12 protein-coding genes are annotated in these 13,156 nt (G+C 50.7%); 2 read left to right on the top strand and 10 right to left on the bottom strand.

The window, feature by feature from the left end:
- The first annotated feature begins 404 nt into the window (after nt 1-404).
- Nucleotides 405-1,175 carry a carbonic anhydrase family protein gene (locus ACN0YH_RS16925; RefSeq protein ID WP_417380760.1) on the top strand — a complete coding sequence of 257 codons (771 nt, stop codon included), beginning with the start codon at nt 405-407 and terminating at the stop codon, nt 1,173-1,175.
- A gap of 49 nt (nt 1,176-1,224) precedes the next feature.
- Here ACN0YH_RS16925 and ACN0YH_RS16930 read toward each other — a convergent pair whose 3' ends face one another.
- The 9 genes from ACN0YH_RS16930 to ACN0YH_RS16970 form a co-directional block, all read right to left on the bottom strand.
- Entirely contained in the window at nt 1,225-1,662 is a 438-nt protein-coding gene (locus ACN0YH_RS16930; protein ID WP_417380761.1) for a VOC family protein, read from the bottom strand.
- Nucleotides 1,663-1,698: 36 nt separating this feature from the next.
- Nucleotides 1,699-2,064: a DUF2200 domain-containing protein gene (locus ACN0YH_RS16935; RefSeq protein WP_417380762.1), complete on the bottom strand. Its 366-nt coding sequence runs from the start codon at nt 2,062-2,064 to the stop codon at nt 1,699-1,701.
- A gap of 79 nt (nt 2,065-2,143) precedes the next feature.
- On the bottom strand, nt 2,144-3,193 hold the full coding sequence (locus ACN0YH_RS16940; RefSeq protein ID WP_417380763.1) for a nucleoside monophosphate kinase: 1,050 nt from the start codon (nt 3,191-3,193) through the stop codon (nt 2,144-2,146).
- Between the two features lie 335 nt (nt 3,194-3,528).
- Nucleotides 3,529-4,152: a class I SAM-dependent methyltransferase gene (locus ACN0YH_RS16945; protein WP_417380764.1), complete on the bottom strand. Its 624-nt coding sequence runs from the start codon at nt 4,150-4,152 to the stop codon at nt 3,529-3,531.
- 92 nt (nt 4,153-4,244) lie between these two features.
- A complete protein-coding gene (locus tag ACN0YH_RS16950; RefSeq protein ID WP_417380765.1) occupies nt 4,245-4,940 on the bottom strand; it encodes a spermidine synthase in 696 nt (231 codons plus the stop codon).
- A 301-nt stretch (nt 4,941-5,241) separates the two neighbouring features.
- A complete protein-coding gene (locus ACN0YH_RS16955; RefSeq protein ID WP_417380766.1) occupies nt 5,242-6,222 on the bottom strand; it encodes an ADP-ribosylglycohydrolase family protein in 981 nt (326 codons plus the stop codon).
- Nucleotides 6,223-6,537: 315 nt separating this feature from the next.
- Nucleotides 6,538-7,515 (bottom strand): hemolysin family protein, encoded by a 978-nt coding sequence (locus tag ACN0YH_RS16960; protein ID WP_417380767.1) that lies wholly within the window; start codon nt 7,513-7,515, stop codon nt 6,538-6,540.
- 271 nt (nt 7,516-7,786) lie between these two features.
- Complete coding sequence (locus tag ACN0YH_RS16965; RefSeq protein WP_417380768.1) at nt 7,787-9,199, bottom strand: sialidase family protein; 1,413 nt, start codon at nt 9,197-9,199, stop codon at nt 7,787-7,789.
- A gap of 14 nt (nt 9,200-9,213) precedes the next feature.
- A complete protein-coding gene (locus ACN0YH_RS16970) occupies nt 9,214-10,485 on the bottom strand; it encodes a TlpA family protein disulfide reductase (RefSeq protein WP_417380769.1) in 1,272 nt (423 codons plus the stop codon).
- Between the two features lie 335 nt (nt 10,486-10,820).
- On the opposite strand from ACN0YH_RS16970, the gene ACN0YH_RS16975 reads away from it, so the two are divergent.
- Entirely contained in the window at nt 10,821-11,741 is a 921-nt protein-coding gene (locus ACN0YH_RS16975) for a sugar phosphate isomerase/epimerase family protein (RefSeq protein ID WP_417380770.1), read from the top strand.
- A 631-nt stretch (nt 11,742-12,372) separates the two neighbouring features.
- Here the strand turns inward: ACN0YH_RS16975 and ACN0YH_RS16980 are convergent.
- Complete coding sequence (locus ACN0YH_RS16980) at nt 12,373-12,873, bottom strand: hypothetical protein (protein ID WP_417380771.1); 501 nt, start codon at nt 12,871-12,873, stop codon at nt 12,373-12,375.
- Nucleotides 12,874-13,156 lie beyond the last annotated feature (283 nt).

Raw genomic sequence — 13,156 nt, forward strand, 5'->3', positions numbered from 1 at the left:
ATGAGAACAATGGAAAATCAATCGAGACCGGCCGCGGATCACCCCATCTCCAAAAGTAGAGTTCGTCTACTTTGGTATCCATCGTTGCGAACGCTTAAATGGTTTTCTGCATGTGGGTTTCTTCCTGTGGCATTGCAATTTCTCAGGCGATTTTCCACTCATCTGATGGATCATATTGGGTTTGTCTGTCTAATGATGTCAAGCCTGGAGGAAAGATACTGAGTGAAGCAGATCTGGTCCGTCTGTAGTGTCTGTGCTCTTTGTTCTGGATCCGGACCCGGCTATTTCTGATATTACAGAACAGTCTGCTTTTTATCTTCCTGTGGTGTGCTAAAGTTCAAAACGATTACACAATTCGAACGCCATATTCACAATAGGCTAAAATAATAAAAGGTAAACTGAAAATGATCAGAATGAATCTGAACCCGCTACTGGCCTGTTGTCTGCTTGTCACATTACTGACAGGTTGTGCGCAGGAGCAACCTGTTGCCTCTGAAACTGCGAAGGAAAAAAAATCCGAAACGCAAGCCGATATCAAGCCACTGGTGAATCGTGTGCTGACCCAGGAACAGCAGGATAAGCTGACCCCGGATGAAGTTCTGACTCTGTTGAAAGAAGGGAACCAGCGATTCGTGGCAGGAACCCTGACAGCCCGTGATCATTCCAAGCAGGTCCGTGAAGCGGCGCTGGGCCAGTATCCTAAAGCGGTCATTCTTTCCTGTCTTGACTCGCGTGTTCCCGTCGAAGATGTGTTTGATCGCGGCATTGGCGATATTTTCGTGGCCCGCGTGGCCGGTAACTTTGAGAACACCGATATCCTGGGCAGTATGGAATTTGCCTGCAAGGTTGCGGGATCCAAACTGGTGTTCGTGCTGGGCCACGAAAGTTGTGGTGCTGTGAATGGTGCCATTGACGGCGTCGAACTGGGCAACATCACGGCGATGCTGGCGAACATTAAACCGGCCGTCGATCACTTTAAAGATTACAAAGGCGAGAAAACAAGTAAGAATCCCGAGTTCGTCAAAATGGTAATCGCACAAAACGTTCTGGGTACGATCGACCGCATCAGAATCAACAGCCCGATTCTCAAAGAAATGGAAAAGCAGGGCGAGATCAAAATCGTGGGCGGTGTTTACAATATGCAGACTGGTGAGGTTGATTTGCTGGAACAGTAACAGGCGCAGGCAGGTCGGCCTCAGGCTCAGATGCTTATCGGGAAATCTGCTATTTGAGTTCCTCGGCCAGTCCGATGAGAATTCCTTCGGGGCCTCGGATGTAGCAGAGCCGGTACATATCTTCGTACTGAACTACTTTGTCAACGAGCTCCGCGCCGCGTTTTATTAGTCGGGCGACTGTATCGTCAATGTCCTCTACAGTGAACATGACCCGCAGGTATCCGAGTGAGTTCACCGGAGTGCTGCGGTGATCGGCGACGACAGGCGGGGCGAGGAATCGGGAGAGCTCAAGTCGGCTGTGACCGTCGGGAGTGCGCAGCATGGCGATCTCGACACGCATGTCGCGTAATCCCGTGACGTTATCTGCCCAGTCTCCTTCGATAGGGGCGCGTCCCTCCAGCGTGAGTCCCAGTTCGGTGAAAAATTCAATAGCGGTATCGAGATCTTCTACAACGATGCCAACGTTGTCCATGCGTTTGACTGTCATATTCTCTCCCTGGCAAACGGGCGATTCCGTTGATGATTATTCTGTTCGCAGTATCTTTTCCATCTTCCGCCCTTTTGCCAGTTCGTCGACCAGCTTGTCGAGGTACCTGACTTGCTGCGTGAGTGGATTCTCAATCTCTTCTACCCGATAGCCACAAATCACGCCTGTAATCAGGTGCGCATTGGGGTTTAGCGTGGCTTTCTGAAAAAATTGTTGAAACGTTATATTGTCTCTGATGTGTTTCTGCATCGTCTTTTCATTAAAGCCCGTCAGCCAGGTGATGACCTCACGTAATTCGTCTCTGGTCCGGCCTTTCTTTTCGACCTTTGTGACATAGTGTGGATACACTTCAGCAAACGTCAGTTTCGCAATTCGTTCATCGTGGGTGGATGTGCTGTTCATTTTACGATATTCCTTCTGCTGGTTGCGTGACTGTTTTGCATTCGCTTCGCGAAAAGGTTTCTATATCAAATACAATTTCTTATCGCTTCTCCTGCTTTGGATAAGGTCTCAAACCGAGAAGCATCTCAGCTCTCTCGGTGAGCGGCTTGTCAGCGAACTTTGGATCAGTGTACTCTGCGAGGTTGCTGGCGACGAGTGAATAGACGGTCTGACGATCCTGGCTGGTGTCGACTTCAACACACTTGTTTTTGCTCTTGAAATGCTCCACGGTGGGGAGCGTTTCCGCCTTGAAGGTGTCGAATCTCAGCTTGATGCTCTCTATGTTGTCATCACTTCTGCCGGAGTATCTGGCACGGCCCAGGATACGCTGCTCGAGAACAGGGTACGGGCATTCAAAATACAAAATTTTTGGTAGTTCTGCTTCTTTTCCGAAGATCTCGTTCCACGCTTCCAGATTCGACAGTGAGCGGGGGAAACCATCCAGCAGAAAGTTGTTCCTGCCTGTCGTTCTGATAACCGTCTCCATCTTGTCCTTTAGCAGGGTCACAATGATTTCATTGGGGACCAGCTTTCCGGCATTGATGAATTCTTCAATGATGGCGGCATTCGCGCCTCCCGCCTGAAGCGCGTCGCGACAGAGATCACCCGTGGATAAGTGAGTCCAGCCAAGTTGAGATTCGGCAAGCTCACACATCGTTCCTTTTCCAGCGCCGGGGCCTCCAAGCACAAAAACGACGTTGGGCTCGGGGCAGGGCTGTCTTGGGTCGCAGTGGTAGATTACGACTTGAGGCGCAGGTGCGACTCCTTTTTTGTAGACGTGCCATTCTCTATCGGTTGGCGGCAGCGCATCTTCGCAGGTAATGTCGTATGCGAGATGACCATCGAGACGGCAGATCCTCCAGGACTTATAGCTGTTGGAGTAAGAGAGCGCAGGGCTCCTCGCGGATTTACCATCTGCACGATCCCATGCCATCTTACCGTTCCAGTAGCCCAGGCTTGATGTGGTTCCCGATTCAGACTGGGCGGGCGGTGCCGTGGAAGGAACGAAGAGACCATCTACTTCAGGCAGACCAGATCCAGCCACTTCAATATAGAAGGTGTTGGGGGTTAACTCGTTTGTTTCGACCATTGTCTCTTTTCCTCATAGATGACTACTTTGGAGATACCGTTTGCCTGAATAACTGAACTTGTCCGGATGTCGAACGCGACCAGCTTAAAGGAGTTTCTGTTATAAACCATCATGCTGCGAGTGAACAGGGCGCGCTGATACTTCTCAACAGAGGATCTGTTCGATTCGTTGTGAGAGCTGAAATAAAAAAATGGAGATCATCGAAAAGGACTTACCTCCAGCGACCAGTGCATCTCAGCAACCGAAAAAATTCCAGAAAAACAAACTACCCGGCTGGGGCTTGTCGTCCGGTAGAGAGCATTGAACCCCCAAAGTCTAACGGGCCTCCCGGCTATTCACAGCTTGCGTCGAAGCCGCACTGACTCAAGGGAGTTGTAGGTCAGCAACAGGGCCCCCCTGGCGGCATATTTCTCGAACAAACTCGTAATCAGATACTCCTCACCGGGCCAGGGATAGGCGAAAACTACGTCAAAATCCTCAGGATCAAGCTGCAGTTCTTCATATCCATCATCTGCATCTGTGATAAGCCAGGAATATTCGGCGTTGTTTTCGGCGTAAGCTTCATCCACACAGGATTCAGCCCCCGACGGAATGAAGCTGCCTTGAACAAACTCTACGGGCAGACCAAAGTCATCTGCCAGCAATCGGGATGCCTCGACCAACTCTTCTTCAATCTCAATCCCACAGGCCATAAACTCAAGCATTGAAGCTAACGATGTTACTACGCCGAACCCACTTCCCCATTCGCATAACGAATTTCCGGGGGCAAGATTCTCGTCGGTGATGGCTTGCAGAGCGTGGTAGATTGTTTTGAAATCAGACGGGACGAAGCCCGTGGCACGGCGTGGACTAGCTTGAAGAAACTGGCTGACTCTTTCATCAGCTTCGCGAAGAAAAGCAACGATCTCGTCTGGCATGAAGGAATCGTTTTTTGAGATTTCAATTTCCACTAAAGACACATCAAGTGATCCTGTAAGAACTCGGGTTCGGTGTGAGGCAACTCACCCCGTTATATGAAGAAACAGTCGCTTCAGAATCGACTGCAGCAGAGTCAGTCACGAGCAAAAAACAGCCAGTCGGTCTGCTGTACGTTAATTAGATTGTTGAAAACGGTCACGGGTTCAATACGAACTTCGCGGAATACCTCGTGCAACGCATCGACAAACGGTGAACTCTCTGCGTACGACCAGACGCCGAGAAGCCCGTCTTCTGCAAGATGGCGCTTCGCTTGCTGCAATCCATCGGCCGTGTAGAATTGACCGTTGGCTTCACCCAGGTTGTCATCCGGTGAATGATCCACATCGATGAGGATCAGGTCATACTTCTGTTCGGGTGGACTGGCGAGACATTGATAGACGTCACTCTGAGTCACTCTAAGACGGTTGTCTGCGTTCAACTGGTCTGACAGTGGGATCAGCCTTTGCTCCAGCCAGTCGATCACCTGCGGAAGAAATTCGCTCACATCACATTGTGAAACTCGATCGGACTCCAGTGCTGTCCAGGCGGTATAACCCAGACCGAGGCCTCCGACCAGCACGCGCAGGCGGGACCCTGAATGCATCTGCAGAGCGATTTCCGACAGTGCCTTCTCGGAGGCCGTCAGGTAACTGCTCATCAGGAATTCGTGGTTAAGCGTGACTTCCGTGACGATTGTCCCAGGCTCGCACAGCAGCTCGCGACGCCGCAAACAGAGAATACCAAGTTCGGTGGGCTCGTAGGCGAGGATTTCGAAGAACGGAGGTTCCATAGAAAAGAAGGTTTCGTTATGTATGAATGGGCAGCCTGACAGGCAACAGTGCGTATCTATTTGTTTTTCTTTTCATTGTACGTACTGAGGTGCGCCCAGACAAGAATCGTCTCAGTGGATCTGATTCTGCAATAAAGGATGAGTTTAACTGACAGGTATCGAGTTCGTGAATCAGGTTGATATTCGCCACGTCCGAGAATGCAAATCAGGCTCCCGATGCCCTTCAGGGACAGTGACTTGCCCACTTTCTACTTGGGTCTTAAATCTCGGTGTGAGTGAGAGACTCTGCTTCACGCAATTGTTATTCGCCGGATTCTCCTGCTTGTGCGTGAATTGCCAAATGGTATCGGGCCGCTAGCAATTCAATGTCTCTTGAATCCTGCAAGCAGTCAATCAGATTATGCGGTATCGAATCAATGCCATGCCGTGCACCAGCCAGTGCGCCCACGATGGCACCCAGCGTATCAACATCGCCACCCAGGCGTACGGCGAATGTGACAGCTCCGAGCCAGGAATCCGGGCAAGTAAGTATACTGTATATTGAGGCCAACACCGTTGGAATAACGAATGGAGTGATGATTGGTTTCTCGAATTCCGGGGAGCGTTGACCAGCGTGGGCGATAAAATCCATTACACCTTCGTCATTCAGATGCTTAGGTAATTGCTGGAGCAGGTCAGCCATCTCAGAATTGATATCACGGCAAGCGTCTGCGAGCGACCTGCAGAAGGTTTGTGGATTGATGTCGCTGGCTGACGACAGTTGCTTTGCCGCCATTGCAATTGCGACACCCCCCGCGACGCTTCTTGAATCCTGATGTGTGATACGCGAGACATCAGCGACCACAGAAATTAGTGATTCGTCGCTGTCAAACCAAAGCCCCAGTGCGGCGGTACGCATTGCGGTGCCATTGCCAGCTTGACCAACTGTAGCGCCCATGTTGCGATGGTCCCCAGTGGCAAGGTACCGCTCGGCAGCTTGGGTACAGGCACCACCGGGACCGATGACAGAATAATGCCGCCATAGCTCCGCGATCTGCCGGGCAACATCAGCAACAATGATGTCATCTTGCTCGACGATCGACTGGATTGTCGCCAGTGTCAGTTGAGTATCATCGGTGTATTGGCCATTCGGATAACCGTGATACTCATGAAAAGCTGCAGCCAAAGAGTCAGCCGATGGAATTGAGTCGGCCCACAGTCCCTCGAACGGCGCCCCGATCGCGTCGCCGACGGCACCACCTAGGAGCGTTCCAAGTACACTGGACTTTGCGGGAAGATTCATATGATAGACTCAGACGCATAACGATCGATAGACAGAATTTGATTCTGTCTAAATATATCAGGAATTCGGTCTATTATCAATTGTCAAAAAGCGTACCTGCTCGCATCCAAAATTGTTCAAATTAGACCGACACAGGAATGGATTATGATTCTCTCTCTCTGGATCACGCAGCATGACCACTGCTGATCACCCATACTCACCGCCAGATGGAAAAGAGGGACAATGAGCAATCTCTGATCTATTTGGCAGTCGACAAAGCTGCGACAGATCCAACTCAAAACCAGGTCCTATCGACAATTCTGTTCCTCTACGGCATTACTGACTCGCCTCGATGTCCTTCTCATCCTCAATTTCGCCGACAATTTCTTCCAGGACGTCTTCCAATGTCACAATGCCGATCGTGTGGTTCGATTGTTGAACTATGGCCAGGTGCTGGTGGCGTGTGCGGAACTCCAGCAACAGTTCGTCAGCGCGTGTCTCGGCGTTGACGACAAACGGCGCGTGCATCATCGAGGTGATCGACGATTCTCCCTCACCATCCGCAAGCAACCTCAATACATCTCGGGTGATCAGCATCCCCTGAATATCGTCAGGTGATTTTCGGAAGACCGGATAGCGCGAAAACTCATTCGTGCGAATGATCTCAGCCGCTTCGCTGACTGTGGCTGAAGCAGGAATGGAAACCACTTTTTTCAAGGGGGTCATGATATCTTCAGCCGTGCGGTCGTTGAGGCGAAACGTGCGGAAGATCATGTGGCCCTCGCTCGGTTCGATGTGGCCACCCTTGCGACCCCGTTTGACGAGCGCGCGGATCTGCGTTTCTGTTCCGATCTTTCTCTGGCCCCGCATTAATGTGTCAGAAAGCCAGGCCAGCGCTATGCAGAGCGGATAGATAGCGAACCGCAGGGCGCGAATTACGGGGGCTGACCAGCGCGCCAATTGCGGCGCATAATGTGATCCCAGTGCCTTGGGAATGACCTCCGAGAAGACGATCGTGCCGAGCATGAGTACAACCGTGATGGGAACCAGGGCCTTCGTACCATAAATTCTGAATGCCTGCTGGCTGACGAGAATGGGCCCGAGGACATTGATCAGATTGGTGAGAATCACGACCACGGCCAACGAATGAGTCAGTTTCTGTTTCACTTCCCGCAGCCGTCCCGCACCCTGTTTGCCGTGTAGAATCATTTCATCAATCTCCGGATGAGAAACGCTCAGGACTGCTGCATCGACAGCGGCCATCAACCCGGACAAGGCGATAAACACGATGACTGAAACGAAAAGCCAAACCATGAACTCACATCCCACGCAAGAAGAATCTGGTAAGAAAGTATTCCAGCGCCGAATATGTCACAAATGCGGCTGCATTGCAATGTCTTGAACAGAGAAGGAGGTCAACTTCAAACGGCACCTACGTTGATGATTGTTGAATAACAGCGAGAAACGGGCATTCTAGAGCGAATCACATTTAAGTATAGCGTATCTCAATCTACTATACTCGGGCCAAACAGCTCTGGAGACGCTACAGTAAAACTGGACACAGTCTAAAGGAGAACTGCTCCCATTATTCTTCTGTAGAAACAGGCGTGGCCCCTGGGGCTGGTGAGTGTGCATTTTCGGCCCTTTCATGCTGGGGTAACCAGTCGATCATGGCATGGACCACCTCTCCCCCAAACATGGTCCAGACAGCGTGAGCACGTCCCGTTCCCTCATCGTGGATACTGGATTGATCATCATCGCTGGAAATCTGAAAGCCGTTGGCGATGGTGGTGTCAGGCAAGGTGATTGTCTCTGACAAACAGAGGGGAGATGACCATGTTTCACCAAAATCTCGCGAGCCGCGATAGTAGGTATGCCAGTTCGTCCCCCGTTTCTCCATCCACGTCACATGCACCATGGGGCCACAGGCATCTATGGCAGCCATCCGAACTTCCTCAGCGGCTTCGCTGGAAAGTCTCTTCGCGTCACTCCAGGCCTTCCTGTCAGAGTTGTGTTGGATCATCAGTGCAGTGGCACCTGCGGTGACATAGGCAACGTGCAGTCCCAACCGTCCATCTACAGATAGCACGGGAAAACGTTCGCCGTTGAATGAATGCGGGCGATCAGGCTGTAGTGATTCGACGAGAGTCGTTTTTGTCCAGGTCTTTCCGTGATCCTCGGTTACAGTGACAACGCTGCGAGATCCATTTCCTGCAACAATCCATGACGCTGCGATCATGCCGTCGTCATCGCATATGATCGAAAAAGGAATAGCATGCGCGTCTTCAAATGGCGCGGCTACTTTTTCCCATGAGTCACCCTGATTCCTCGATACGTAGATACCTGTTGAAAAACGAAACGCGGCTTGCAACTTTCGTTTCAGATCCGGGTCGCTGGAATCAAGTGGTACTGACGGGTACTGGTCCGTTTTTTTCCGAATGGAACCAGCGACAACGAGCCGTCGTCCATTCGGACTGACTGACAGAACAGGCCGATCACACCATTTCCATGGGATGGATAACGCGTGGGACCATGTTAAACCAGCGTCTTTAGAACGTCGAATGAGCGGACGTCCGTCGGAGCGGAGCACATGGACGAAATAGAAGTGACCACGTCGGTCTGTATCCAGCCACGGATCAAAGAACACTTCTCCATCCTGCGCTTGATTGGTTAGATTGACAGGCAGGCTCCAGGTATCGCCTCGATCATCCGAACGCCAAAGGAGCATATCTGATCCCAAAGGGGCGTTACTCACTCCATGTGCAACAACCAAAACGTTTCCATCGGGGTCTGCCGCCACAACTGGTTTTGCCGCGCTGCGTCCCTTTAAGGAAGGCAGTTGGAAGGAACGGCTAAGGGTTGGCTTTCTGTCCTCTGCTACTGAAGGGATTGGGGCAGGCCGTGTCACCTCAGCCCAACGGGAAGCGGGGCGCATGAACCAAATCGCACAAAGACCAGCCGCCATCAATCCAACGATGAGACGTTTATTTGCTGTCATCGGTTCCCCCAACTTCATCGCGTCAGTTCGGCAATTTTGGCTTTCAGTTGATTGCCGCGTAGTCCATTACTCACAATCCGGCCGTCTGGTCCAATCACGTAAACCGTCGGGAAGCTGGGTACGGCCCATTGGGTGGCGATCGGGCCTCTGTCGCCGTCCCAGTGCACATTCCACGCTAGCTTCCCTGAATTTACGGCGTCTGTGGTATCTGCTTTTTTTTCATCGACCAAGATGCTGAGAATGGCCAGCTTCTCTTTGTGTGCCGCCGCCAGTTCACGCAGGTCGGGATACATCGCTTCGCAGGGGCCGCAACCCTTGAACGAAAACTGGATGATCACCGTCTTCCCCCGCTGGTCTGCAAGCGACCAGTCTTCACCTGACACAAGTTGAAGTATCAGATCGGGCGCTGGTTTGCCTTCCCGTAAATGCTGCTCTTTAAAGAGGAGTCCGGCTGCCAGTTCTTTTACTAATGGCATCGTCTTTGTTTTATCGGGATCAAAGTAAATTAGATGCCAGTGTTCGTCGACGCCTTTGATGCCCGGCTGTCGCACGTCTGACTTGGAAGTTTTAAAAGACAGGAGAATTTCCAACGCCTCTCGTTCGAGTGCGGAAAGCTTTTGGGGTGGCAGTGCCTTGGCTTGCTTTTTTGCCAGTGTCTCTTTTTCCTTGAAAAATCGAGGTTCCCGTCCCGCTGCCAGTTCCTGGGACCAGCGCTCCCAGTTTTCATGGATATTTCGAACGGTCAAAGACCATCGTGCTAACATGTATTTTGCAAACAGGCGGTTCTCATCACGGACTTCAGGATCATTCATCAGATACCTCAAAAGTGGTTCTGATTCCGGTTCAACGTTTCCATAAGCTAAATGGCGAATGATTTCCGGTAACTCGGCGGCATTAGCATAGTCTCTGAGTGCTTTTAATGCATAGCGCCGTCCGGCATCGCCCGGGTAATCAGGATCGCCACCTCCCGCGCCCAGTAAAACCAGTCGACGTGCAGCCATTAAACCGGCGTGCGTGCCATGATGCGAGCGTTCGAACTCGATCAAGCGGTCTACAAATTTCGGCGTAGGATCATTCTCAGCATAGAACTTTTCTTGCTCGGCCACCTCTGTGATCTTATCAGCACGCATGTGGAGCCTGTCATAAGCCGCGTAAAGTTCTTCGTTGAGGGAAATAATCTCTGCTTCCGATTTCGAAAGTGGGCGGGGCTTTGCGTCAGTAGCTGATACCACCGACACTGAAATGAAAATCGTGCAAACCGCAACGACCACATAATATCTCCCCATGACCGACTCCCTGAGTTTGAGATTATTCTAATACCGTCTCTTTCTGCCTTCTTTGAGGCGTATATACCCGACCCGGCTTTGGGGCGAATTTGTCTATATCAATATTGGTTATTATGACAATTATGTCCTGGCAGGTGGAAGTTTAAGTGCCTGTGTCATTAACTTGTGCTCAGTCAATTCCATTTGAATTAACAGTCAGAAAGCAGCTGTCATTCTGCGTGTCATACTTGCGTTCCGCCTGTGACCATGCCATCATAAACGAGTGCTGACATTTTATTAAACTTAACTATCTAACTGAAAACAAATAAAACACGATCCAACATCAAGGAGTAGCTATGCTCACATCGGATTCACTTTCTCGTCGTCATTTTATGCTGCTAGCGGCTGCCGCTGCTGCTTCTTCTCCGTTTGTTGCTCAGGGAGCAGCGAGTCAGGATGGCTATCTCAAGGGGCGCCTGTTTAAGACGCTGAAGATCGGGATGGTCAAAGCGGGTAAGTCGCTGGAAGAAAAATTCGCGCTCGCGAAGGAAGCCGGATTTGATGGAATCGAATTGAATACTCCGGGAATCGATGTTAAAGAAGTGCGCGCTGCCATTAAAGCGACGGGACTTCCTGTAGATGGCTCAGTCAATGCCGGGCACTGGAATGTGCGCCACACCGATGCCGATCCCGCGGTGCGTGCCAAGGCTCTGGAGAGTCTGAAAGAAGCCTTACGTCAGACGCATGCCGTGGGCGGAAACTCAGTTCTGCTGGTCGTTGGCAAAGGCAGCGATGGTCCTGAAGCAGAAATCTGGAAGCGATCGGTTGAGAATATTTCCAAGGCAATCCCTGTTGCTGCAGAACTCGGCATTCATATTCTGGTTGAAAATGTCTGGAACCAGTTCTGCTACGACCACGAAGGCGACCACACTCAGACCGCGGACAAGTTTGTGAAGTACATCGACGAATTCAATTCTCCCTGGGTTGGCATGCAGTTTGACATTGGCAATCACTGGAAATACGGCAGCATGGGTGACTGGATTCGCCAGCTCAACAAACGAGTCGTCAAGCTGGACCTGAAAGGTTTCTCACGCGAAATGAGCAAGTTCACCAAGATCGGCGAAGGCGATCTGGACTGGGCCGACGTCCGCAAAGCGCTGGCCGAAATCAAGTACGCCGGCTGGGCCGCAGCCGAAGTCGTCGGCGGGGATCTGGAGCGTCTGAAAGAAATCTCCGCCAACATGGACCGCGCGTTTGGTTTGACAAGCCAATCCTGAAATTGATAACACAGACGCTTTGCGGTGCAGGACAGACTGTGCCGCAAAGCGTTTTTTTAATTCAAAGATGCTTCCCGACCTTCCGCTCTAATTCCGCGATTAAATCAGCGTCCATGAATTCATATTTGTCTGCAATATCGAAACAAACGATTCTAGTGTCTCTCAGATACTGGTTAAAACGTTTTGACAGTTTCTGTCGATGAACCGGGTCCATAACGAAGATGAGATCAGCCCATGTCAGTAGTTCCGGTGTGACGAGTGACTGAGAATCTCGATTCAAACCTGCTGAGGCGACTTCGAAATCGTTTAGAGTGGCGAAATGAACCTCTGCTGTCAGACTGCGTTTTTTGTTTCGAGAACATATAAAAAGGACTCGCATCAGGAACGGTTGCCTTACCAGTAATTTATTCGAGTGGTCTGTTTCATTATTGAAGACGTAATGAAAGAACGGTTGACAGCTGCTGTTACGATTGCACGGAATGATTCTCTACGCGAATTTGTATCCAGGTTTCGATGCAGACGTTTTCCAATGCACGGCTGAAAATATCATGGTCCATTTCTTTCAGGACTTCTGTATTGCTGTGGGGCTTTTGATCTGTTCCTGTTACTTTTATCTCATCGAACATCAGAGTCATGTTGAACTATCGTCTGTTGATTTTCCCCGTTTGGATAATCGTGAAATACAGGTGACGATTCCACAAAATATCAACAGGAGAAAGCCGATGCCCCCCAGTTTCTGTGAGATCAGATCGACTGGCGTAAACTCGACATTTCCTCTTGCCGCACGTATTCCGGAACCCCTGTTTGGCCGACTTCTTGTTCCCTTTTGCTTCGTAGCGTGAATCTTGAAAGAAGACAGGAATTTGCCTGCTTCAGGATCCGTGCGTACGTCCTTACCGAAACCCCTTGCCATGATCTTGTACGCTTTATCGTTTATTGCAACGACCTTTTGTGTTATGAAAAGTTCTGGCTCAAAATCCTGACTATAGTTAGTGATAGTGATGATTTCGTGTCCTTTCCGCCGCTCCATGGTTGAATCGAGAATCTTACCACCTAATGCTTTGGTGATCCCTTTTTCCAGAGACGATTGCCGTAGCGGCATTTTGGGTGGGATTTGAATTTCGGCAATCATGAGTGTGAGCATTCCGTCTGTTGATACCCAAATGATGGAAACAGGGGGCTCGGACTCGGTTTGCACGAAGCGAGACTGATTCGGCACAATAACGGAGATCACGCCATCGGCTGACTTCCATTCCTCGGCTGAGACACTTTGAGTGACTATGCAAACGAGAGCCAAAGATTTCAACAGTGAATGCATGGCGTCTGTCCTTATTGTAGAACGTGTCTCGTCATGGGGCGGTGTTCAGCGCGAGTCCATTGAGAGATAGCAGATGGAGCCGTCGGGGCTATTGTAT

Source organism: Gimesia sp., assembly GCF_048262075.1.
GTDB lineage: Bacteria > Planctomycetota > Planctomycetia > Planctomycetales > Planctomycetaceae > Gimesia.